Annotated in this window: 19 protein-coding genes and 1 rRNA gene; 18 read left to right on the forward strand and 2 right to left on the reverse strand. The window is 69.8% G+C overall.

The window, feature by feature from the left end; genetic code table 11:
- Nucleotides 1-2 precede the first annotated feature (2 nt).
- The 11 genes from rrf to GKO32_RS35880 all read left to right on the forward strand — a co-directional run bounded on the left by rrf (nucleotide 3) and on the right by GKO32_RS35880 (nucleotide 13,777).
- Nucleotides 3-119, forward strand: a 5S ribosomal RNA gene (rrf, locus tag GKO32_RS35830).
- Between the two features lie 82 nt (nucleotides 120-201).
- Nucleotides 202-2,640: a hypothetical protein gene (locus tag GKO32_RS39570; RefSeq protein ID WP_246245275.1), complete on the forward strand. Its 2,439-nt coding sequence runs from the start codon at nucleotides 202-204 to the stop codon at nucleotides 2,638-2,640.
- Nucleotides 2,630-3,640: an HAD-IIA family hydrolase gene (locus tag GKO32_RS35840; protein ID WP_154761358.1), complete on the forward strand. Its 1,011-nt coding sequence runs from the start codon at nucleotides 2,630-2,632 to the stop codon at nucleotides 3,638-3,640. The genes GKO32_RS39570 and GKO32_RS35840 overlap by 11 nt, the downstream gene beginning before the upstream one ends.
- A gap of 22 nt (nucleotides 3,641-3,662) precedes the next feature.
- Entirely contained in the window at nucleotides 3,663-3,839 is a 177-nt protein-coding gene (locus GKO32_RS35845; RefSeq protein ID WP_312869164.1) for a hypothetical protein, read from the forward strand.
- A gap of 3 nt (nucleotides 3,840-3,842) precedes the next feature.
- Entirely contained in the window at nucleotides 3,843-4,643 is an 801-nt protein-coding gene (locus tag GKO32_RS35850) for a TlyA family RNA methyltransferase (RefSeq protein ID WP_154761360.1), read from the forward strand.
- Nucleotides 4,640-5,539 carry an NAD kinase gene (locus tag GKO32_RS35855; RefSeq protein WP_312869166.1) on the forward strand — a complete coding sequence of 300 codons (900 nt, stop codon included), beginning with the start codon at nucleotides 4,640-4,642 and terminating at the stop codon, nucleotides 5,537-5,539. Before GKO32_RS35850 ends, GKO32_RS35855 begins: the two co-directional genes overlap by 4 nt.
- Before the next feature lie 71 nt (nucleotides 5,540-5,610).
- Nucleotides 5,611-7,395 carry a DNA repair protein RecN gene (gene recN / locus GKO32_RS35860; RefSeq protein ID WP_312869172.1) on the forward strand — a complete coding sequence of 595 codons (1,785 nt, stop codon included), beginning with the start codon at nucleotides 5,611-5,613 and terminating at the stop codon, nucleotides 7,393-7,395.
- Nucleotides 7,396-7,491: 96 nt separating this feature from the next.
- Nucleotides 7,492-8,676 (forward strand): putative cytokinetic ring protein SteA, encoded by a 1,185-nt coding sequence (gene steA / locus GKO32_RS35865; protein ID WP_154761362.1) that lies wholly within the window; start codon nucleotides 7,492-7,494, stop codon nucleotides 8,674-8,676.
- Nucleotides 8,673-9,620 (forward strand): copper transporter, encoded by a 948-nt coding sequence (locus GKO32_RS35870; protein WP_312869167.1) that lies wholly within the window; start codon nucleotides 8,673-8,675, stop codon nucleotides 9,618-9,620. Before steA ends, GKO32_RS35870 begins: the two co-directional genes overlap by 4 nt.
- A 67-nt stretch (nucleotides 9,621-9,687) precedes the next feature.
- On the forward strand, nucleotides 9,688-12,768 hold the full coding sequence (locus GKO32_RS35875; RefSeq protein ID WP_154761364.1) for a UvrD-helicase domain-containing protein: 3,081 nt from the start codon (nucleotides 9,688-9,690) through the stop codon (nucleotides 12,766-12,768).
- A gap of 61 nt (nucleotides 12,769-12,829) precedes the next feature.
- Nucleotides 12,830-13,777, forward strand: a complete 948-nt coding sequence (locus GKO32_RS35880; protein WP_154761365.1) for a CmcJ/NvfI family oxidoreductase — start codon at nucleotides 12,830-12,832, stop codon at nucleotides 13,775-13,777.
- 19 nt (nucleotides 13,778-13,796) lie between these two features.
- Here the strand turns inward: GKO32_RS35880 and GKO32_RS35885 are convergent, their stop codons facing one another.
- The gene (locus GKO32_RS35885; RefSeq protein ID WP_154761366.1) at nucleotides 13,797-14,639 is read right to left on the reverse strand and encodes a TIGR03621 family F420-dependent LLM class oxidoreductase; all 843 of its coding nucleotides are present in this window, start codon (nucleotides 14,637-14,639) and stop codon (nucleotides 13,797-13,799) included.
- Between the two features lie 17 nt (nucleotides 14,640-14,656).
- Nucleotides 14,657-15,946: a 3-phosphoshikimate 1-carboxyvinyltransferase gene (gene aroA / locus GKO32_RS35890; protein ID WP_154761367.1), complete on the reverse strand. Its 1,290-nt coding sequence runs from the start codon at nucleotides 15,944-15,946 to the stop codon at nucleotides 14,657-14,659.
- Nucleotides 15,947-16,045: 99 nt separating this feature from the next.
- Between aroA and pyrG the strand changes: the two genes are divergently transcribed.
- The 7 genes from pyrG to GKO32_RS35925 all read left to right on the forward strand — a co-directional run.
- Nucleotides 16,046-17,743 (forward strand): CTP synthase, encoded by a 1,698-nt coding sequence (gene pyrG / locus GKO32_RS35895; protein WP_312869169.1) that lies wholly within the window; start codon nucleotides 16,046-16,048, stop codon nucleotides 17,741-17,743.
- Nucleotides 17,740-18,372 (forward strand): NUDIX domain-containing protein, encoded by a 633-nt coding sequence (locus GKO32_RS35900; protein ID WP_154761373.1) that lies wholly within the window; start codon nucleotides 17,740-17,742, stop codon nucleotides 18,370-18,372. Before pyrG ends, GKO32_RS35900 begins: the two co-directional genes overlap by 4 nt.
- A 278-nt stretch (nucleotides 18,373-18,650) precedes the next feature.
- On the forward strand, nucleotides 18,651-19,553 hold the full coding sequence (xerD, locus tag GKO32_RS35905; protein ID WP_312869173.1) for a site-specific tyrosine recombinase XerD: 903 nt from the start codon (nucleotides 18,651-18,653) through the stop codon (nucleotides 19,551-19,553).
- A gap of 79 nt (nucleotides 19,554-19,632) precedes the next feature.
- Entirely contained in the window at nucleotides 19,633-20,604 is a 972-nt protein-coding gene (locus GKO32_RS35910; RefSeq protein ID WP_154761369.1) for a ParA family protein, read from the forward strand.
- On the forward strand, nucleotides 20,601-20,990 hold the full coding sequence (locus GKO32_RS35915; protein WP_312869170.1) for a cobyrinic acid a,c-diamide synthase: 390 nt from the start codon (nucleotides 20,601-20,603) through the stop codon (nucleotides 20,988-20,990). The genes GKO32_RS35910 and GKO32_RS35915 overlap by 4 nt, the downstream gene beginning before the upstream one ends.
- Nucleotides 20,987-21,847 (forward strand): segregation and condensation protein A, encoded by an 861-nt coding sequence (locus GKO32_RS35920; RefSeq protein WP_312869171.1) that lies wholly within the window; start codon nucleotides 20,987-20,989, stop codon nucleotides 21,845-21,847. The genes GKO32_RS35915 and GKO32_RS35920 overlap by 4 nt, the downstream gene beginning before the upstream one ends.
- A partial coding sequence (locus GKO32_RS35925) for a hypothetical protein (RefSeq protein WP_154761370.1) occupies nucleotides 21,844-22,958 on the forward strand: 1,115 nt, incomplete at its 3' end. The genes GKO32_RS35920 and GKO32_RS35925, both read left to right, overlap by 4 nt.

The raw sequence follows: 22,958 nt of genomic DNA on the forward strand, positions 1-22,958 counted from the left end.
GTTTCGGTGGTTTTGGCGGTGGGGAAACGCCCGGTCCCTTTCCGAACCCGGAAGCTAAGCCCACCAGCGCCGATGGTACTGCACCCGCCAGGGTGTGGGAGAGTAGGACACCGCCGAACTTCTTTTCCGAAGGGCCCGCTAGGATAGCCAGTTGGCTGCTCCTAGCGGGCCCTTTGTGTGTGTTCGACTCAGACTTTTTTCATGACCAAGGAGGAACAGGTGGCGGAGTTCGGACGGCGCGACTCAGAGGACGACGCCGCGTCCGATCGCCCGCGACGCCGTGACTCGGGTCCCGACAAGCGCCGGGCCGGCGCGCCGCGTGGTGACAAGCGCGGGTCCGGCAACGGTGGTTCGGGACAGTACGACCGTAGAAGCACCGGTGGCTCGCGTGACAACCGATCCGGCGGGAAAGGGCGCTGGCGTGACGACGACGGCCGGCGCTCGGGTTCACGGGGGAACAGCCAGGCAGGTGGCGGAAAGTTCGACGACCGGCGGGGCGATCGGCCTGGCTGGAAGAACCGGGATGACCGCTCAAGCGGACGGCCGGTGGGGAAGAACGACCGCCGGGACCCGTCCTCGAAGCGTGATGACCGCCCGTCATGGCACAAGGACCGGCGTGACGATCGCGGTGGTTTCCGCGCCGACAACCGGGGCGGCGACCGCCGGTTCAATGACCGTGGCGAGAACCGTCGCTTCAACGGCCCCCGTGACGGGGACCGCCGTTTCAACAGTCCGCGTGACCACGACCGCCCGTTCAAGGGACAGCGTGACGGCGACCGCCGATTCGGTGGAGGCCGCGACGACAACCGCCAGTTCGGTAGGGCCCGCGACGATGACCGCCGCTCCGGCGGGGCGCGCGACAGGGACCGCAACTTCCGCGGGCCACGCGATGAGGATCGCCGTTTTGGTGGACCGCGCGGCGAGGATCGTGGCGGGTCGCGGGACAAGGCACGCACCTTTGGCGGCCCACGCGACGGTGACCGCCGCTTCGGCGGCGGGCACGACCGGAACCGCAGCGCCGCCGGGTCGCATGGTGGTGACCGCAACTTCGGTGGGTCGCGCGACAAGGGCCGTGACTTCGGTGGGTCGCATGGTGGTGACCGCAGCTTTGGCGGGCCACGCGACAAGGGCCGCGCGTTTGGTGGGTCGCGCGAGGACGACCGCCGTTCCGGCGGGCGCCGTGACGACAACCGCCGGTTCGATGGGCCGCGCGAGGACGACCACCGCTCCAGTGGGGGGCATGGCGACCGCCAGTTTGGGGGATCGCGGGACAAGAGCCGCGGCTTCGGCCGGCCCGGGGACGACGATCGTCGCTTCGGCGGGTCGCGCCAGGACCGCGAATTCCGGGGATCGCGGGACGACGACCGCCGCGCGGGTGGGCCGCGTGACAACGGCCGTAAGTTCGGTGAGGCGCGCGACGACAACCGCCGTTTCGGTGGGCCTCGTGATGAGGAGCGCGGCCACGACCGGCCGCAGAACGACCGCCGGTTCGATCGTGAAGACGAGCGCGGGCCCCGTGATGGCGAACGGCGTTTCGACAACGTCGACCGCCCAGGGGGCGACCGCCGGGGGAACCGCCCACAGGGCAAGGCGAACCGGCTCGACCGGTCGAGTGGGCCCCGGCGTTCCAGGCCGGCGGTGCCGCTCGATGACGCCACGCTGGCGAAGGAACTTCTCGAGGCTCCTGAGCTGCCCGAGGACATCAACTTCGAGGACCTCGACGAGGAAGCCCGCCGCGAGCTGCGCACGTTGCCGAGGGGGCTGGCCGAAACCGTCGGCAAGCACCTCGTCGCGGCCGGTGGCCTGATCGACACCGATCCCGAGGCCGCACTCGAGCACGCGCGCTACGCGAAGACGAAGGCCTCCCGGGTCGCGATCGTCCGTGAGGCGCTAGGCCTGGTGTCCTACCACGCCGGTCACTGGTCCGAGGCACTGTCCGAGCTGCGGGCCGTCCGCCGGATGACCAGGACGGACACCCACATCGCCGTCATCGCGGACGCCGAACGGGCCATGGGGCGTCCCGAGCGGGCGCTCGACCTCGCCAAGGAGGTCGCGGGCAGCCGGCTCCCCCGGGATGTGGAGGTCGAGCTGCGCATCGTCGCCGCCGGCGCGCGGCGGGACATGGGCCAACTCGACGCGGCTGTCGTTTCGTTGCAAGGCCCGGACCTCGACGCGGCGAAGCGCGACCCGTGGAGCGCCCGGCTCTTCTACGCCTACGCGGACAACCTGGCCGCCGCGGGGCGCCGTGACGAGGCCATCGAATGGTTCCTCAACGCCGCCCAGGCCGACAACGAAGAGGAAACCGACGCCGCCGACCGCGCGGCCGCCCTCTCGAACGACGACCTCCCGCCCGGCACCTTCGAGGACGACCTCGACGAACAGGAGCTCCTCGACGGGACGCAGGCCGCCGATGTCGGCGAGAAGTCCGAGCAGGTCGTCGAGGCAGAGCCGCTCAGCGAGGGGCGGACCGCCGACCTCCGCGAAGAGGAGGATGCGGTTGGCCTGACGGGGGCCGGCGAGCGGGAGCCAGTCAGCGAGGCGCAGGCCGATAACCCCGACGATCCCGACGAGAAAGCCTCTGCCCACGATCCCCGCGACGCAGGCGACGCGACCACTACCCGACGGCCCGATGACGACTGACCGGGACGTGCTCGCGTCCGCCTATGACGTGATGCTGTTCGACCTCGACGGCACCGTTTACCACGGCACCGAGCCGATCCCCGGGGTCGCCGAGGTGATCCGGGGGCTGCGGGCGGCGGGGACGGCCGTCCGCTTCGTCACCAACAACGCCTCCCGCGCGCCGGGCGATGTCGCGGATACCTTGCGCGGGATGGACATCGACACCACCGCCGCCGAGGTCAGTACCAGCGCCCAGGCCGCCGCCAAGGTCCTCGCCGACCGCGTCCCGCGCGGGGCCAAGGTCGTCGTCATCGGTGCACCGTCCCTCGAGGACGAGGTCGCGGCTGTCGGCCTGCAGCCAGTACGGGCGGCCGGCGGCGCGGTCGCGGTCGTCCAGGGGCACTGGACCGAGACCGGCTGGAAGCACCTCGCCGAAGGGTGCCTCGCCATCCGCGCCGGAGCCCTGTGGGTGGCCTGCAATGTCGACGCAACCCTGCCCACCGAGCGCGGCCTGCTGCCGGGCAACGGTTCGATGGTCGCCGTCCTCAAAACCGCCACCGGGGCCGAACCGGTCGTCGCCGGGAAACCCGAGGCGCCGCTGTTCCACACCGCCACCCAGTCGGCCGGCGCGGCGAAACCCCTCGCGATCGGCGACCGCCTCGACACCGACATCGCCGGGGCCGTGACCGCGGGCGTCGATTCGCTGCTGGTACTCACCGGCGTTTCCACCCCCGCCGACCTGCTCGCCGCGAAACCCAGCGAGCGGCCGACCTACCTCGCCGCCGCCCTCGAAGCGCTCAACGAACCGGCCTCGGAGCTCGCCCCCGGCCCCCAAAAGGGCTGGCAGATCGACGTCGGCGACCACACGCTCCTTGCCACCGGCAAGGGATCTTCGGATCCGTACGACCTGCTCCGCGCGCTCTGTCACGAAGCCTGGCAGTCCGGTATCACCGCCGTGACACCGCAGGACGATCGGACAGCCACGGCACTCGGGAAGCTGGGGCTCACACCCTCTGCATGACTTATCTATTACGGTGAGAACCGTGCAACACCAACCAAACCCTGTGCCCGGCCCGCCGCCGGACCCCCGAGCCGGGATCGAAGAGGCGGTGGCCGGTCTCGACGACCTCGGCCGGCTTCCCCTCGCGGAGCATGTCGAGCGTTTCGACGCAGTGCACACCCAGCTCACCACAGCCCTGTCCAGCATCGACAAGGTTTGACCGATGCCCCGTAGGGCCCGCCTCGACGCGGAACTCGTCCGCCGGGGCCTCGCCCGGTCCCGCGAGCAGGCGAGCGCGCTCATCACCGGCGGCAAGGTGACCGTGCGCGGCATGGTGGCCAGCAAACCCGCCACCGGGGTGGACGCCGACGCCGCCATCGTCGTGCACGCCGGCGATGACCCCGGCTGGGCCTCCCGCGGCGCGTACAAGCTTCTCGGCGCGCTCGACGCGCTTCCCGTAACCGTCGAAGGAAAACGCTGCCTCGACGCCGGTGCCTCCACCGGTGGCTTCACCGATGTCCTGCTCCGCCGTGGGGCCGCGCAGATCGTCGCCGCCGACGTCGGGCGTGGGCTGCTCGACTGGCGCCTGCAGACCGACGACCGGGTCCTGGTGCTGGACAAGACGAACGTCCGCACCCTCACCCCCGAGCAGCTCGGCGGTCCGGTGGACTTCGTCGTCGGCGATCTGTCCTTCATCTCGCTGCGGCTTGTGTTGCCCGCGCTGATCGCCTGCGCGCTGCCGGACGCCGATTTCGTGCCGATGGTCAAACCGCAGTTCGAGGTCGGCAAGGAACGTCTCGGCAGTGGGGGCGTGGTGCGTGACCCCGAGTTGCGTGTCCAGGCCGTGCTCGAAGTCCTCGACGGGGCAAGGGAACTCGGCCTGCACCTGCACGGCGTGGTGGCGAGCCCACTGCCGGGACCGTCCGGCAACGTCGAGTACTTCGCCTGGCTCCGCCGTGACGAGTCCACTGTGGACGATGTGGAACAGTTGGTACGCAAGGCGGTCGGAGAGGGTCCACAGTGAACGAAAAGCGCGAGGTGCTGCTCGTCGTGCACCCCGACCGCAACGCCACCCGGGATGCGGCACGCACGGTCGCCGAGAAGTTCGCGGCCGCGGGCATCGGGCTGCGGGTGACCGAAGAAGAGGTCCGTGAGCTCATCGGTGACTCGCCGTGCACGATGGTCGCGCCGCAGGACAACCCGGCCAAGGGCGCCGAGCTCGTCCTTGTGCTGGGCGGTGACGGGACGTTGCTGCGTGCCGCCGAGATCGCCCGTCCCGCCGGGGTTCCGGTGCTGGGGGTCAACCATGGCCGGGTCGGGTTCCTCACCGAAGCCGATTCGGACGCGCTCGAGGAAACCGTGCACCGGATCGTCGAGTGTGCCTACACCGTCGAGGAACGGATGACCCTCGACGTCACGGTGACCATGGCCGGCGAGGTGATGGCCGAAACCTGGGCACTGAACGAGGCCAGCGTGGAGCGCAGTTCCCGGGAACGGGTGCTCGACGCGCTGATCGAGGTGGACGGACGGCCGGTGTCGGCGTTCGGCTGCGACGGTGTGCTGTGTGCGACGCCGACCGGTTCGACCGCGTACGCCTTCTCCGCGGGCGGTCCGATCATCTGGCCGGACGTCGAAGCGTTGCTGGTCGTGCCGAGCAACGCGCACGCGATGTTCGCCCGGCCGCTCGTCGTCTCACGCCATTCGGTGATCGATGTCGGGGTCGATCCGGACGGCTCGCCCGCCGTGCTCACCTGCGACGGGTTGCGGCATGTCGCCTTGCCCAACGGCGCGCGGGTGCAGGTGGTGGCCGGCCGTGTCCCGGTGCGGCTCGCCCGCCTGTGGCCTGGTCCGTTCACCGACCGGCTGGTGCACAAGTTCTCGTTGCCGGTGAAGAGTTGGCGAGAACGACACGCCCCCTGATCGAACTGTGCCTCCTTCGGTCGGTTCGGCACAGTCGCATAATGTCGGTGCCTACCGCTACGGTGGGGCCCGTGCTGGCCGAGATGCATATCCAGGGCCTCGGAGTGATCGAGGACGCCGTACTCGAACTGCACCCGGGGTTCACGGTGGTCACCGGCGAGACGGGTGCCGGCAAGACCATGGTCGTCACCGGGCTGCACCTGCTGTCCGGGGGGCGAGCCGAGGCGTCGAAGGTCCGCAACGGGTCCGGCCGGGCCGTGGTGGAAGGCCGGTTCGACGGGGTGCTGGCCGAGCACGTGGCCCGGATCGTCTCCGACGCGGGCGGCGAGCCCGATGAGGACGGCAGCCTGATCACCATGCGGTCGGTCAACTCGGACGGCCGCTCCCGCGCGCACCTCGGCGGGCGGTCGGTACCGGTCAGCGTGCTGTCGGATCTGGCGGACCGGCTGCTGGCGGTGCACGGCCAGAACGATCAGCTGCGCCTGCTGCGGCCCGCCGAGCAGCGGGATGTGCTGGACCGGTCCGCCGGGGACGCCGTAGCCGCGCCGCTCGCGCGCTACCGCGAGGTCCGCGAGCAGTGGCAGTCGGTGGTCACGGAGCTGACGGAGCGGCAGACCAGGTCACGCGAGCTCGCGCAGCAGGCGGATCTGCTGCGCCATGGCCTCGGCGAGATCGAGACGGTCGGCCCGCAGGCGGGTGAGGACACCGAGCTCGCCGAGCAGATCAAACGACTGGCGGCGGCTGACGAGCTGCGCGCCGCCGCGACGGCCGCGCACGAGGTGGTTTCCGGTGCCGCGGACGGGGATCCCGACTCGCCGGGCGCGCTGGGCCTGGTGGGGGAGGCGCGCCGGCGGCTGGCCGGCGCGGAGGATTCCGCGTTGCGGGACCTGGAGCCGCGGCTGGCCGAGGCCGCCGTGTTGCTCGCCGATGTGGGCGCGGAGCTCGGCGGGTATCTCGACGGGCTGGAGGCCGACCCGCAACGGCTGGAGCAGGCGCTGGCCCGCCAGGCGGAGCTCAAGAAGCTGACCCGCAAGTACGCGGCCGATATCGACGGAGTGCTTGCCTGGGCCGAGGACGCTCGCGCTCGTCTGTCCACAATGGATACTTCCGAAGAGGCGCTGGCCGCGCTGGCCGCACGCCGGGACGAGCTCGCGGCGCAGCTCGCCGAGCACGCGCAGGAGTTGTCGAAGGCGCGCGGAGCGGCCGCGGCGGAGCTGGCGTCGGCGGTCACCCAGGAGCTGGCCGGGCTCGCGATGGGCCAGGCGCAGATCGACGTGACGGTCCGGCGCCGCGTCGCCGAGCCCGGAGACCAGCAGGCGCTGCGTGTCGGTGACGAGCTGGTGCACGCCGGCGGCAGCGGGATCGACGAAGTGGAACTGCTGCTGAAAGCGCATTCGGCCGCGCCGCCGCTGCCCGTGCACAAGGCCGCGTCCGGCGGCGAGCTCTCCCGCGTGATGCTCGCGATCGAGGTCGTGCTCGCGGGTGCGGACACCGTGCAGACGCTCGTGTTCGACGAGGTGGACGCCGGGGTCGGCGGCCGCGCGGCGGTCGAGATCGGCCGCAGGCTCGCGCGCCTCGCCCGCAGCCACCAGGTTCTGGTGGTGACTCACCTGCCGCAGGTCGCGGCGTTCGCCGACCGGCATCTCGTGGTGGACAAGGGCACCGCGGAGGGCGTGACCCGCAGCGGCGTGAAGACGCTCGAACAGTCCGAGCGGGTGCAGGAGCTGGCGCGGATGCTGGCCGGTATGGACGGCACCGAGACCGGGCGGGCGCATGCCGAGGAACTGCTCGCCGTCGCGGAGGCGGACAAGGCCGCCGGCACCCGGAAGAAGAGCGGGAAGCGGAAAAAACCGTAACGTCCTTTGTGGCCTTCCCGCTGCCAGCGGAAACGGGCCGGCCGGGTACGGCGTGTTGTCCGCGTCATCGCGTTTCCTTTTGTCACTATCGTGGGCATGAAGCTCACCGGACTGCTCACGCGGAACACCGAGAACCTGCCCGGAATCACCGGCGTGGCCCGGGTGGACCGGCGTACCCGGGAGCTGCTGCGCCGGATCAGTCCCGGTGACATCGTCGTTCTCGACCAGCTCGATCTCGATCGCGCGACGGCCGATGCGCTGGTGGAGGCCGAGGTCGCCGCCGTGATCAATGCCTCGCCGTCGATCTCCGGTCGGTTTCCCAATCTGGGGCCCGAAGTGGTCGTCGGCGCCGGGATCCCGCTGGTCGACGGCACCGGCGGGGAAGTGCTGCGGCGGCTCAAGGACGGCACGAAGGTGCGCCTGCACGACGGTGTCCTCTACGTCGGCGAGCGGCAGGTCGCCTCAGGTACCGAGCAGACCCGCGAAAGCATCGCCGACCAGATGATCGAGGCCAAGGCCGGGATGTCGACCCAGCTGGAAGCCTTCTCCGCCAACACGATCGAGTTCCTGCGCCGTGAGCGCACGCTGATTCTCGACGGCGTCGGCGTGCCCGACGTGCGGGTTCCGTTGCGGGACAGGCATGTCCTCGTCGTCGCGCCCGGCAAGGGGCATGTGGCCGATCTGCGGGCGCTGCGGAAGTACATCGCCGAGCACCGGCCCGTCCTCGTCGGTGTGGACGGTGGTGCGGACACGCTGCGCGAGCTGCGCTACACCCCGGACATCATCGTCGGTGACCCGAGTGGGATCGACGCCGAGACGCTGAAATCGGGCGCTGAGGTCGTCGTACCGGCGCAGCCCGACGGGCACGCGCCCGGTGTCACGCGGATTCAGGACCTCGGCATCGGCGCGGTCACCTTCCCGGCGTCGGGCAATTCCGAAGACCTCGCGCTGCTGATCGCCGACACGCACGAGGCGAGTCTCGTCGTGACCGTCGGATTCCAGGCGACGCTCGCCGAGTTCCTCGACCACGGCCGCTCCGGTTCCAACCCGTCCACCTTCCTCACCCGGCTCAAGCTCGGTACGAAACTGGTGGACGGCAAGGCGGTCGCCGCGTTGCACCGCAGCCGCGTGTCGCTCGGCGCGGTGGTGCTGCTCGTACTCGCCGCGCTCGTGGTGGTCGCCGTCGCGTTGCTGATGTCGGACGTCGGCACCGTGTATCTCGACTGGATTCGCGCAACCTGGAATTCGTTCACCGGCTGGGTCAAGGGGCTTTTCACGTGATTTCTCTGCGGTACCACATCGTTTCCATCGCGTCGGTGTTCCTCGCGCTGGCGATCGGGGTGGTGCTCGGCTCGACGGCGCTGTCCGGTTCGCTGCTGTCCGGGCTGTCGAATGAGAAGGGCGAGCTGGCCAGCCAGGTCTCCGATCTGCAGGCCCAGCGCAACCAGCTCAACGCGCGGCTCGCCGACGCCGACGCGTTCGCGGGCGGGACGGGCCCCAAGGTCGTGGCCGGGGCGCTCGCGCAGCGTTCGGTCATCGTGATCACCACCGAGGACGCGAAACCGGCCGACCGGGACGCGCTCAAGCAGCTGATCGGGCAGGCCGGGGCGACCGTGACCGGCGAGCTGCAGCTGACTTCGTCCTTTGTGGACCCGGCGAAAGCCGACCAGCTGCGCCAACTGGTGACGCGCCTGCAACCGGCCGGGTCCACCTTCCCGACCGCCGGTGACCCGGGCACCCTCGCCGGTGCGCTCGTCGGTTCGGTGTTGATGCTCAACAAGGACACCGCGAAACCACAGTCCACAACGGACGAGCTGGCCGCGGCGATCGGTGGCCTTTCCGACGGGGGTTTCGTCAAGCCGAGCCCCAGTATCGGCCCCGGGCAGCTCGCGGTCGTGCTCACCAGCGGACAGGCGACCGGTGACGGGGCGGGGGACAAGGCCGCGACGCTGGCGCGGTTCGCCGCACAGCTCGACCGGTCGGGCGCCGGTGCCGTGCTCGCCGGTGACCCGTCGTCGGCCGAAGGCACGGGTGCGATCGGCGTCGTCCGCGCCGACACGTCCTCGACCTCGATTCTTTCCACTGTGGACGACGTGAACTCGGCCGCGGGCCGGATCGCGACCGTGCTGGCCCTGCGCGAGCAACTCGACGGCGGCGTCGGCAGGTATGGCATCGCGGGGAACGCGCAGGCACCCGCGCCGGGGGTCGCGGCGACCGGCAGCTGAGTGCGGTGGCCCGCCGGGGGCCACGAATCGCGGACCGCCGCGCTGCGGGAAAGCGCTTTCTGGCAAGATGCCGCGGGTGCGTTTTGTTGCCGACCTGCACATCCACTCCAAGTACTCCCGCGCGTGCAGCAAGGATTGCGATCTCGAACATCTGACCTGGTGGGCGCGCCGCAAGGGCATCACCGTCGTCGGCACCGGGGATTTCACCCATCCGGCCTGGTTCGAGCACCTGCGGGAGAACCTGGTGCCGGCCGAGCCCGGTCTGTACCGCCTGCGTGAGGACCTCGACGCCGACATCCGGCGCCGGCTGCCGCCTGCCTGCGCCGGGCCCGAGGTGCGGTTCATGCTCTCGGTCGAGATCTCCACGATCTACAAGCGAGCCGAGCGCACCCGGAAGGTGCACCACCTGCTTTACGTGCCGGACTTCGAGGCGGCCGAGAAGGTCAACCAGCGGCTCGGCCGGATCGGCAATCTCGGGTCCGACGGGCGGCCGATTCTCGGCCTGGATTCGCGGGACCTGCTGGAGATCACGCTGGAAAGCGGGCCAGGGTCGTATCTGGTGCCGGCGCATGTGTGGACGCCGTGGTTCGCCGTGCTCGGCTCGAAATCGGGGTTCGACGCGATCGACGACTGCTACGCCGATCTGGCCGAGCACGTCTTCGCGCTGGAAACCGGCCTGTCGAGCGATCCCGAGATGAACTGGAAGATCAGCGCCCTCGACAAGTATCGCCTCGTCAGCAATTCCGACGCGCATTCGCCGCCGATGCTGGGGCGCGAAGCGACGTTGTTCGACACCGGTCTGGACTATTTCGCGATCAAGCGGGCGCTGGAAACCGGGCGGGGGCACGCCGGGTCTCTCGAGTTCTTCCCCGAGGAGGGCAAGTATCACGTGGACGGGCACCGCAAATGCGGTGTCCGGCTCGAACCGGAGGAGACCCGCGCGCACGGCGGACGGTGCCCCGAATGCGGAAAACCGTTGACCGTGGGCGTGCTCAGCCGGGTCGAGGACCTCGCCGACCGCGCCGAAGCGGTGCGTCCCGCGGGGGCCGCCGAGTTCACCAGCCTGGTGCCGCTACCGGAGATCATGAGCGAAATCCTCGGTGTGGGGCCGAAAAGCAAGAAGGTGCTCGGCGAGATCGACAAACTCACCGCGGCCTTCGGGCCCGAGCTGTCGATCCTGCGCGACGTACCAGCCGAGGACCTCGAAACGCGTTCGCCGTTGCTGGGCGAGGCCGTCCGCCGGCTGCGACGCGGCGATGTGATCCGCGAAGCCGGATACGACGGCGAGTACGGCGTGATCCGGTTGTTCGACCCCGCGGAACTCAAGCGGTCCACGACAATCGGGCTCTTCGACGACGGCCTGTTCGCCGGCGCCACGGAACCCGGGAAACCGGTGCGGAAAGCCGTTGCCGTACCCGCCCCGGTGGTGGAAACCGTTGCCCCGCAACCGAAACCAGTAACCGGCTCACTGCTGGATGGGCTCGACCCCGACCAGCGGGAGGCCGCGGGAAGCGGCGGTGGTCCACTGCTGATCATCGCCGGCCCTGGCACCGGCAAAACCCGGACGCTGACCCACCGCATCGCGCATCTGGTGTCCGAACGCGACATTCCGCCGGAGCAGTGCTTGGCGATCACGTTCACCCGCCGCGCGGCCGAGGAAATGGTGGAACGGCTGGCGGCGCTCGTGCCCGGACACGCGGCGAAGCTGACGATCGCGACGTTCCACTCGCTCGGCGTGCGGATCCTGCGCGAACAACACGAGCGCGCGGGGCTGAGCGCGGATTTCGGTATCGCCGATCAGACCCGGCAGCTCGAGATCCTCGCGGAGGTCACCGGGGAAGCCGACCGGCGCGCGCTTGCCGAGCTCTCCCGCAACCGCCGCACCGGTAACGTCGACGAGCTGGCCGAGCGGTACACGAAAGCCTTGCGGCAGCACGATCTTGTCGATTTCGATGATCTGGTCGAGATGCCGGTCGCGTTACTGGACGCCGAGCCCGAGCTGGCCGCCGCGTATCGCGAGCGGTACCGGTGGATCAGCGTCGACGAGTACCAGGACGTCGACGAGCAGCAGTACCGGCTGCTGCGCCTGCTCGCGCCGCGCGAAGGGAACCTCACCGCGATCGGCGACCCGGACCAGGCCATCTACCGGTTCCGCGGTGCGGACGTCGGGTTTTTCCTGCGGTTCCAAGAGGATTTCGCGCCGGCGCGCACGGTGCAGCTGACCCGTAACTACCGGTCCAACCCGCATATCCTCGGCGCGGCGCTGCAGGCCATCGCGCCAGGGACGCTCGTGCCGGGACGGGAACTGCGGCCGCTCGGCGAGCACGGCGACGCGCTCGTCGGGGTGCACCAGGCGGCGGACGGGCGGGCGGAGGCGGCGTTCGTCGCCCGCACGATCGACCAGCTGCTGGGTGGCTCGTCGTTCCATTCGCTCGACAGCGGGCGCGTGAACTCCGATGGCACGCAGGGGCTGGGTTTTTCGGATTTCGCCGTGCTCTACCGGACGGACCGGCAGGCACGGGCGCTGCTCGACGCGTTCGCGCAGGCCGGATTGCCGGTGCAGAAGCGTTCCCACGACCGGCTCTCGGACCGCTCCGGTGTCGAGGAGATCGTCGCCGAGCTCGCCCATCCCGGCGCGGGCACGACGGTGGCGGAGCGGGTCCGGCACGCCGCGGACACGGTGCTCGCCCGTGGCGTCGACGAGCCTTTGGTGCACACGGCTGTGGAGTTGCTGAAGCCGCTGGCGCTGCGCTGTGCTGATCTGGCGCAGTTCCGGACCGAGCTGTCCCTGGGCGTCGAGGTGGACACGTGGGACCCGCGGGCCGACCGGATTTCGCTGCTGACGCTGCACGCGGCGAAGGGGCTGGAGTTCCCGGTCGTGTTCGTCGTCGGCTGCGAGGACGGGTTGCTGCCGTTGCGCTGGCCCGGCGCCGAGCCGGCCGAGGAGGAACTGGCCGAAGAACGGCGGTTGTTGTTCGTCGGGATCACCCGCGCGCAGCGGCACCTGTACCTCAGCCACGCGGCCGAGCGCTGGGGCCGCGCGGTCGCTCGTTCGCGGTTCCTGACGGACATTTCCGCGGATGTCGAACGAATCGGTGACGCCGTCCCACGCGGCCGGCCCCGGGAGACGCAGTTGCGGTTGCTCTGATTGTCGAACCGGCCAGTGTTCGCTCCCTGGGTGGGCGATGTAAAGCAACCAGGGCCATCTCGTGGCGAACGGGCAATTTGCCCTGACTGACGTGCCGTTTCTGCCGGCGAAGACTTGCCCGCCGGCAACCTGTCGAGCAGCGTTCACGACGATCCCTGCGTGGAGGTGCACCTTGACTTCGCCGGCCGTTGAAAGTGAATTGAGTTACCTGGCGCCCGAATCCACGGTACTGCGTCGTTTCACCGTGCCGGGCCACAGCGTCAATACCGGCACTTACGACAAGCACGTGATGCCCATCCGCAACGCCCGCCTGGCCGAGACTCCGTTTTCCCTCGACCGCAACGGTTTTGTGCTCGCCCAGCATCGTTCTGCGGTGGCTGACTTCACCGACCGGGAGGAAGTCGACCGCGTTTACGTCGCGGAGGTCGACGAGTTTCTCAAGTCCTCCCTCGGAGCGGACCGCGTAGTCACCATGAGCTGGATGCTGCGGCGGTCCGTGGATCCGGCCGAGAATTCCTCGCAACCGGTCGGGGCATTGGTCCACGACGACTACTCGGTGATCGGTGGGCGCCGGGCGGCCGAGAGCATGTACCAGGCCCGCTTTCCCGACGGACCAGGTTACCGGCGGGCGATCATCACCAGCGTGTGGCGCGTGTTCAGCCCGCCTCCGCAGGACTGGCCGCTGGCGTTGTGTGACTACACCAGCGTGAAGTCCGAAGAAGGGCTGGACAACCGGCTGTACTGCATCGGTGAAATGCCCGATGACCTGTACGCGGAAATGCCCGAGACGACGCCGGGAGCCAATGGTTTCGAATTCCACCACAACCCGGGGCATCAGTGGTGGTATTTCCCGGACATGACCCGCGACGAGATTCTTTTCTTCAAATTGAACGACAGTGACCAATCGGTTGCCTGGCGGGTGCCGCACACCGCTTTCCGCGACAACACGGCTCAAGCGACCGCGCCCCGGCACAGCATCGAGTGCCGGTCCATTTCGTATTTCGAGTAGTGCCCCTCGAACACTGAAGTCAGGTGCCGGCGAGAGCATCCACGACCGGGATGGCCTGCTCCAGCGCCACCGCGTTGATCGTGATGTACGAGATGCCGAATTCGTCCCGGCGGCGTTTCAGCGTGTCGATCACCGTTGTCGTGTCGCCGGTCAGTACCGAGATGTGCTGGTTCTTGCTGGTGCGGGCCGGGTCGATGCCGAACATGCGCACCCATGGCGCGACCTCGCCGTCGCCGATGTGGAAGATGTTCACGCTCAGCTCGAGGTCGTCGAACCGGGCGCCGGCCACGTCCTGGACCAGCCGCACCTTCTCGCTGAGGCCGCTCTCGCTGCCGTCACCGTGCACCGCGACGATGTCCGCCCGCTGGGCCGCGATCGTCAGCAGCTTCTCGCCGCCGCCCGCGACCATGATCGGTGGGCGTGGCTGCTGGACCGGCGTGAACGAGCCGTCCGCGAACAACCGGTCGACCGCGTCGATCGCCTCGCCGACCTGCCGCACCCGCTCACCCGCCGAACCCCAGGGTGCGCCGACCAGTTCCGCGCCCGGCCCCGCGTCGCCCCGCCCGGCTCCCAGGCCCAGCTCCAGCCTGCCGTCGGACAGCCGGTCGAGCCCCGCCGCCTCCCACGCGATGGTTCCCGGCGTGCGCAGCGGGGTGTTGAGGACGAAGGTGCCGACCCGCAGCCGCTCGGTGACCGCCGCCGCGGCCGCCAGCGCCGCGAACGACGGCGCCAGGCCGGGACCGTCCGGAGCGAGGAGCGTCGAGAACCCCAGTTCCTCCGCGCGCCGCGCGAGCGCCGTCCAGGCTTGCCTCCCTTCCTGAGGAGCCGCGACCAAACCGAACCGGAAGACGCGATCCGCCATGCCCATTCCCTTTCGTATCAAGCGTTTTCGCCGACCATGGACTGCCAGGTCGCGGTGAACCCCGGGAACGTCTTGCCCACCGTCGCGGGGTTTTCCACCTCGACCCCGGGGATGCGCAGCGCCAGCACGGCGGCCGCCATCACCAGCCGGTGGTCGTCGTAGGTGTGGAACAGCCCGCGGTGCATCGGGGCCGGCGTGATCGCCAGCCCGTCCTCGGTCTCGGTCACCCCGGCGCCGAGCGCCGACAGCTCCGTGGCGAGTGCGGCCAGCCGGTCGGTCTCGTGCCCGCGCAGGTGCGCCACGCCGGAGATGACCGAAGGCCCGTCCGCGAAACACAGCAGCGCGGCGACGACCGGGGTCAGCTCGCCGACCTCGTGCAGATCCAGCCGGGCACCGGGAATCTCACCCGTCCCGGTGATCGTGAGCCCCGTGGCGTCGAGTTCGGCCCGCTGCCCGAGTTCGGTGAGCAGGCTCCGCAGCCAGTCACCCGGCTGCGTTGTGTGCTCCGGCCAGCCCTCGATCCGGATCGTGCCGCCCGCGACCGCCGCGGCCACCGCGAACGGCGCCGCCGTGGACAGATCCGGCTCGACCGCGTACTCGGCGAGGCTCAAACTCGTTGCGGGGACATGGAATTCAGGTCCGGAACGCTCCGGCGCGGCACCGAACCGGCGCAACAGATCCAGGGTCATCGCGATATGGGGTTCGCTCGGCGGCGCGTCCCCGACCAGCCGTACCGTGACGCCCGAGGCGAACGACGGCCCGGCGAGCAGCAGCGCGGACAAAAACTGGCTCGACGCGCTGGAATCCAGTTCGACCTTGCCGCCGGTGATCCCGCCGTGTCCCCGCACGGTGAACGGCGGCGCACCGCGGCCCTCGTCGTCGATCTCCACGCCCAGGTCCGTCAGCGCTCGCAGCAGCGGCGCGATGGGACGGCGGCGGATCGCTTCGTCACCGTCGAACAGCACCGCGCGCGAACCCAGCCCGGCGAGCGCCGGGGTGAATCGGGCGACCGTGCCGGCATTGCCCAGCGCGACCTGCACCGGCTCCGTTCCCTGGGGGCGAAGCGGCTGGATCAGCACGTCGTCATCGCGGGCGTCGGCCGAACCGCCCAGGGCCGTCAGCGCGCCCAGCATGAGCCGCGCGTCGCGTGAGTCCAGCGGTTTGCGGACCAGCGTCGGTTGCCGCGACAACGCGGCGAGGACGTAAGCGCGGTTCGTGATCGACTTCGAACCCGGGACGCGGACAGTCGCGTCCAGCGCACCGGACGCGGTGGGTGCGGACCAGGGGCTCGCGGTGGTTCCCGGCAAGGCTGACTCTCCTCTTCGGCGGTTCGGTGCCGCCTCCCATCGAACTATGTCGGCGTGGCCGGGACGCGTCCAGGTCCCCGTGCGATAAGGTGGAGGCCCGTGGGACTTCAGCCGCGCACCGCCAAGTACGTCTTTGTCACCGGAGGCGTCGCCTCCTCATTGGGTAAGGGACTCACGGCCTCGAGCCTGGGCCAGCTCCTTACCGCGCGTGGCCTTCGGGTCACGATGCAGAAACTCGACCCGTATCTGAACGTGGATCCGGGCACCATGAACCCCTTCCAGCACGGCGAGGTCTTCGTGACCGAGGACGGGGCCGAGACCGACCTCGACATCGGGCACTACGAGCGGTTCCTCGACCGCGACCTGTCCGGCTCGGCCAACGTCACGACCGGCCAGGTCTACTCCGAGGTCATCGCCAAGGAACGGCGCGGTGAGTACCTCGGCGACACCGTCCAGGTCATCCCGCACATCACCGACGAGATCAAGCGGCGGATCATGGCTGTGGCCTCCGGGGACGGGACGGGCCGGCGCCCGGACGTCGTGATCACCGAGGTGGGCGGCACGGTCGGGGACATCGAGTCCCTGCCGTTCCTCGAGGCCTGCCGCCAGGTGCGGCACGAGATCGGCCGGGACAACTGCTTCTTCCTGCACGTGTCGCTGGTGCCCTACCTCGCGCCATCCGGCGAGCTGAAAACCAAGCCCACCCAGCATTCCGTGGCGGCGCTGCGCAATATCGGCATCCAGCCCGACGCGCTCGTCTGCCGCGCCGACCGTGAGCTGCCCGACGATCTCAAGCGCAAGATCGGGCTGATGTGCGATGTGGACACCGAGGCTGTCATCGCCTGCCCGGACGCGGCGTCCATTTACGACATCCCCCGGGTGCTGCACGGCGAGGCGCTCGACGCGTATGTCGTGCGGCGGCTGGATCTGCCGTTCCGTGACGTCGACTGGACGGTGTGGGGCAACCTGCTCGATCGGGTGCACAATCCGGCCGAGACCGTCCGGATCGCGTTGGTGGGCAAGTACATCGACCTGCCCGACGCGTACCTGTCGGTGACCGAGGCGTTGCGTGCGGGCGGATTCGCCCACCGCGCCAAGGTGGAGATCGTGTGGGTCGCCTCCGACCGCGCGACCACCCCGGCGGGCGCCGCCCAGGCACTGTCCGAAGTGGATGGTGTGCTGGTGCCGGGCGGGTTCGGCGTGCGCGGGATCGAAGGCAAGATTGGCGCGATCAACTATGCGCGCACGCGCGGGATTCCCGTACTGGGGCTATGCCTGGGATTGCAGTGCATGGTGATCGAGACCGCGCGCAACCTCGCCGGGATTTCCGATGCCAACTCGGCCGAGTTCGACGAGGCCACCGAGCACCCGGTGATCTCCACGATGGCCGAGCAGAAAGACGTCATCGCGGGCGAACGGGACATGGGCGGCACGATGCGGCTCGGTGCGTACCCGGCGAAACTCAAGCCCGGCACACAGGTCGCGAATGCCTACGGCACCACGGAGGTGTCCGAGCGGCACCGGCACCGCTACGAGGTCAACAACCTTTACCGCGACCGGCTTTCCGACGCGGGCCTGGTGTTCTCCGGGACTTCGCCGGACGACCGGCTGGTCGAGTTCGTCGAGCTGCCGGCGGATGTGCACCCGTTCTTCGTCGGCACTCAGGCGCATCCGGAACTCAAGAGCCGCCCGACCCGGCCGCACCCGCTGTTCGACGCGTTCGTCGCGGCGGCGGTGAAGTACCGGACCGCGGACCGGCTGCCGGTCGAGCTGCCCGAACCCACCGGGGTGCGCTGATGGCGCCGGGAGAACACGAGTTCGCCGTGGTGTCCACTAAGGACGTCCACATCGGACGCGTGGTCGGGCTGAGGGTGGACGAAGTCCGGATGCCCGGTGGCTCCGTGGCCAAGCGTGAGGTCGTCGAGCACATGGGTGCCGTCGCGATCGCGGCCGTGGACGACCACGGCGAGATCACGTTGATCCACCAGTACCGGCATCCGCTCGGGCGGCGGATCTGGGAGCTGCCGGCCGGATTGCTTGACGCGGAAGGGGAAAGCCCCGTCGACGCGGCACGGCGTGAACTGGTCGAGGAGGCGGGGCTGGTCGCGCGCCGGTGGGAGACACTCGTCGACGTCGCGGCCTCGCCCGGGTTCACCGACGAGGTCGTGCGGGTGTTCCTCGCCCGCGATGTGTCCGAAGTGGACCGAACCGAGCTCGGGCACGACGACGAGGAAGCGGATCTGGTGGTGCGCAAGGTTCCGCTCGCCGAGGCGGTCCGGATGGCGCTGGCCGGTGAACTGGTCAACGGCGCGACCGTCGCCGGGGTGCTTGCCGCGCACACGGTGCTGTCGGGTGCGGGCGAGTCCCGTCCCGCCGACGCCGAATGGCGCGACCGGCCGCGGACGTTCGCCACCCGAACGCGCTGAACACACAACTCGCGCACCCGGAACGCGCAACTCGCGCCCCCGGAACGTACGACTCGCGCACCCGGAACGCGCAACTCGCGCCCCCGGAACGTACGACTCGCGCACCCGGAACGTACAACTCGCGCGGAACCCGCGAGTTGCGCGTTGGTGTCGTGCGAGTTGCGCGTTGCCGGTGTGCGAGTTGCGCGTTGCCGGCGTGCGAAGTGCACTCCCGTGGAGTTGCGGACAGGGCTAGGGTGTCCGCCGTGGCGAACGCGGGCGGTATCCCGGTGACGCAGGTGATCACGGCCTATCTGGATCATCTGGCGGTCGAGCGGGGCACCGCCCGCAACACTCTCGACAGCTATGCCCGGGATCTCCGGCGCTACGCCGAATATCTCGGGCGCGCCGGCGTGACCGACTTCCGCCGGGTCACCGAAGCCCAGGTCACCGCGTTCGGCGCGGCTCTGCGTGAAGGCGACGACGAGCATCCGCCGCTGGCCGCATCCTCGGCCGCCCGCGCGCTCGTCGCGGTCCGCGGGCTGCACCGGTTCGCGCATGTCGACGGCCTCACCGACGACGACCCGGCACGCGAGGTCCGCCCGCCCGCACCGGCGAAACGGCTGCCGAAGGCGCTGCCGGTCGACGAGGTGCTGCGCCTGCTGGACGTGCCCGCGACCGATGGGGAACGGCCGCTGCGGGACCGGGCGCTGCTGGAGCTGCTGTACTCCACCGGCGCCCGGATCTCCGAAGCCGTCGGCCTGGACCTCGACGACATCGACCGCGGCGAGCGCACCGTCCTGCTCGACGGCAAGGGCGGCAAACAGCGCCTGGTACCGATCGGCAAACCGGCCGTCGAAGCCGTCGAGGCGTACCTGGTGCGCGCCCGGCCCGTGCTCGCCGCGCGCGGCCGGGGCACCGCTGCGTTGTTCCTCAACGCCCGCGGCACCCGGCTGTCGCGGCAGAGCGCGTGGCAGGTGCTCAAGGTCAGCGCCGAGCGCGCCGGTATCTCCGCCAGCGTCTCCCCGCACACGCTGCGTCACTCGTTTGCCACCCACCTGCTGGAAGGCGGCGCCGACGTCCGAGTGGTCCAAGAGCTGCTCGGGCACGCTTCGGTGACCACGACCCAGGTCTACACCCTCGTCACGGTGAACACGCTCCGTGAGATATATGCTACGGCCCATCCCCGGGCGCTGGGTTAGCGATCGGCGAGCCGCTTTGGCGACATACGCCGGGCGCAATAGGCTTTCGCCGACCCGTCGAACGAGGAGTTTTCGCGCCATGTCGACAGAGCAGCCACAGGCTGAAGAAGCCACGACGGGGTCTTTTCTGTCGGCCGCCGCGAAACTTGAGCTGACCATCGCGACAGAGGGGGAGCCCGAGGCTGTGGACACGGCCGTGCAGCCCGGCAAGGTGGACAAGGCCCAGCTGGGCCCCACCGGCAGACCGTGGCGGGACATACCGGACCCGCCGCTGGTGGAAAGGCACGGTCCGGCGACCGTGCTCGCGATGTGCAACCAGAAGGGCGGGGTCGGCAAGACGACGTCGACGATCAACCTCGGTGCCGCGCTGGCGGAGTACGGGCGCCGGGTGCTGTTGGTCGACTTCGACCCCCAGGGCGCGCTCTCGGTGGGTCTCGGCGTGCAGCCGCACGAGCTGGAGCAGACGGTCTACAACGCGATCATGGAACGGTCCGTGAGCGCCGACGACGTGCTGCGCAAGACCAGCGTCGAGGGGATGGACCTGCTCCCGAGCAACATCGACCTGTCGGCGGCCGAGGTGCAGCTGGTGGCCGAGGTGGGCCGCGAGCACACGTTGCTCCGGGTGCTGCAACCGGTGATGGACGGCTACGACTATGTTCTCGTGGACTGCCAGCCATCGCTCGGGTTGCTCACGGTGAACGCGCTCACCGCCGCGGACGGCGTGATCATCCCGCTGGAGTGCGAGTTCTTCAGCCTGCGTGGCGTGGCTTTGTTGATCGACACGATCGAGAAGGTACGCGAGCGCTTGAACCCCAAACTGGACATCACCGGCATCCTGGCCACCATGTTCGACCCCAGAACCCTCCACTCGAGAGAGGTCATGGCGCGCGTGGTGGAGGCTTTCGGTGACACCGTGTTCGACACGGTCATCAACCGCACCGTGCGGTTCCCCGAGACCACTGTGGCCGGGGAGCCGATCACCCGCTGGGCCCCCAAATCCGCCGGCGCGATGGCTTATCGCTCGCTGGCCCGCGAGGTGATCGCCCGGTGAGCAGGCGAGCCTCCCTGCCCGGCGCGTCGGAACTTTTCCGCCTGACCAGCAGTCCCGCACTCGAACCCGTCCCGCCCGTCGAGGTGCCGAAACCGGCCGACGAGCGGGGGCGGCTGGAGCGCACGGGCGCGGCCCGGCGTGGTTCCGGCCGGCAGAAGCACGATTCGAAGATCACCGTGTACGTCTCGGGTGACGAGCTCGTCGCGATGGAGCAGGCGCGGCTCGCGTTGCGGGCCCAGCACGGCCTGGTCATCGACCGCGGCCGGCTGGTGCGTGAGGCGGTCGCGGTGCTGCTGGCGGACTTCGAGCAGCACGGGCCGGACTCGGTGCTCGTGCAGCGGTTGCGCGCGCATGAACTCGACCCCGAAGAAGTCGCCGGGTCGTGACCACACGGGAACCGGCTGAGGCTCCTCAGTCGGAGCCCGCGAGCGAGGAGGGTGCCTCCTCGAAGTTCAAGGTGCACTTGGCGAACTTCGAGGGGCCCTTCGATCTGTTGCTGCAGTTGATTTCGGAGCACCAGCTCGATGTCACCGAGGTGGCGCTGCACCGGGTCACGGACGATTTCATCGCCTACACCAGGGCGTTGGGGCCGGCGTGGGATCTCGACGAGACCACGGAGTTTCTCGTCGTCGCGGCGACGTTGCTGGATTTGAAGGCCGCGCGCCTGTTGCCGGCGGCCGAGGTCGAGGACGAGGACGATCTCGCCTTGCTGGAGGCGCGCGATCTGCTGTTCGCGCGGGTGCTGCAGTATCGGGCGTACAAGCAGGTCGCGGAGTTGTTCTCGGAACTGGAAGCCGGGGCGCTGCGGCGGTATCCACGGTCGGTGGCGTTGGAGGAGCGGTACCTCGGGTTGCTGCCGGAGGTCATGCTGGGGGTGAGCCCGGAGAAGTTCCGGGAGGTCGCGCTCGCGGTGTTCCGGCCGAAGCCACCGCCGACGGTTTCGCTGGACCACCTGCACATGGGCCGCGTGTCGGTGCGCGAGCACGCGGCGTTGCTGCGATTGCGGTTGGCCGCGGCCGGGACGGCGACGTTCGCGGAGCTCGTATCCGACTGCGACCACACCATCGAGGTCGTCGCGAGGTTCCTCGCGCTACTCGAGCTGTACCGGGAGTCGTCGGTGCAGTTTGAGCAGCTGGAGGCGCTGGGCGCGCTGAGCGTGCGGTGGACAGGCGGATCCCCGGCGGAAGCGGCCGAGGAGGCCGAGCAGGACCGGGCCCGCGTCGAGGAAGAGGAGTACGGGTGAACCCCGAGGAGGAACAACGGGTCGTCGACCTGGACGAGATCGGTGGCGTCGAGGCGGGGGCTCGGCGTGCGGAGCCGGACGAGCGTCGCGGGGAGGAGTCGGGCGCGCGCCGCGAGGGTGGATCGGTGGCTCGTGCGGGCGGGCCGATGGCGCGCGAGGACGAGTCGGTGGGGTCTGAGGAGCCGGCGCGGAGTGAGGAGGCGTCGGCGGCTCGTGCTGAGGCGCGTCCGGTTCGGGCGAAGGCGGACGAGCCCCGCGCCGAGGAGTCGGAAGCCGCGCGCGAGGCGACGGCTCCGGCGAAGAGCGGCGCGCCAGAATCGGAAGCTGCGCACTCGGCCGAGAGCGCAGCTTCCGATTCGGAGGCAGCGCTCCCTAACGAGAGCGGTGGTCTCGTTTCGGAAGCAGTGCTCCCTCCTGAGGGCGGAGTTCCCGATTCGGAAGCGGCGCTTCTTGTCGAGAGCGGTGCTCTCGTATCGGAGTCAGCGCTCGCTGGGGAGAGCGGCTCTCTCGATTCGGAAACAGAGCTCGCCGTGGAGGGCGGAGTTCCCGGTTCGGGGGCGCTCTCTGCCAGGAGCGGAGTTCCGGGCTCGGAAGCGGCGCTTCCTTCGGAGAGCAGCGCTCTCGATTCGGATACAACGCTCGCTGAGGAGAGCGCCGCTCGTGACGCGAAGACGGCGCCCCAAGCCGGGAGCGGCGCTCTCGGTTCACCATCGGCGCTCACAGAGGAGAGCAGTGCTCTCGATCGTGTCGCCGAGCCAACGAAAGAAGCGGGGCTCTCGACTGAGAGCAGTGCTCTCGAAACGGTGCGGTCTGCCGCCAGCCATGACGAGGCCACTGCGCCAACTCAGCCGACCGGAAATGGCGAGGCCGGTTCCGGCGGCGAAGCCGCGAACGACGATGCGGCTGTGAGCGGGGATGCTGCCGCGGGCGGGGAAGCCGCTGTCAGCCTGGAGATCGCCACGGGTGAGGAGATCGGCGCGGGTGGCGTTGCCGATGCCGACGACGCTGCTGCTGCCTACGACGCTGCTGACGCCCGGGAGGTTGCCGCCGGCCATGGCGTTGCGGCCGCCGCGGATGTTGCTGCTGCGGACGCCGCCGACCCCGCCACTAC

The organism is Amycolatopsis pithecellobii (assembly GCF_009707865.1).
Classification (GTDB): domain Bacteria; phylum Actinomycetota; class Actinomycetes; order Mycobacteriales; family Pseudonocardiaceae; genus Amycolatopsis_E; species Amycolatopsis_E pithecellobii.

Bases quoted from the DNA above. Each gene is read 5' to 3' on its own strand.
- GKO32_RS39570 (WP_246245275.1), top strand. From the start codon at position 202: ATGACCAAGGAGGAACAGGTGGCGGAGTTCGGACGGCGCGACTCAGAG.
- GKO32_RS35840 (WP_154761358.1), top strand. From the start codon at position 2,630: ATGACGACTGACCGGGACGTGCTCGCGTCCGCCTATGACGTGATGCTG.
- GKO32_RS35850 (WP_154761360.1), top strand. From the start codon at position 3,843: ATGCCCCGTAGGGCCCGCCTCGACGCGGAACTCGTCCGCCGGGGCCTC.
- steA (WP_154761362.1), top strand. From the start codon at position 7,492: ATGAAGCTCACCGGACTGCTCACGCGGAACACCGAGAACCTGCCCGGA.
- GKO32_RS35875 (WP_154761364.1), top strand. From the start codon at position 9,688: ATGCCGCGGGTGCGTTTTGTTGCCGACCTGCACATCCACTCCAAGTAC.
- GKO32_RS35885 (WP_154761366.1), bottom strand. From the start codon at position 14,639: ATGGCGGATCGCGTCTTCCGGTTCGGTTTGGTCGCGGCTCCTCAGGAA.
- GKO32_RS35910 (WP_154761369.1), top strand. From the start codon at position 19,633: ATGTCGACAGAGCAGCCACAGGCTGAAGAAGCCACGACGGGGTCTTTT.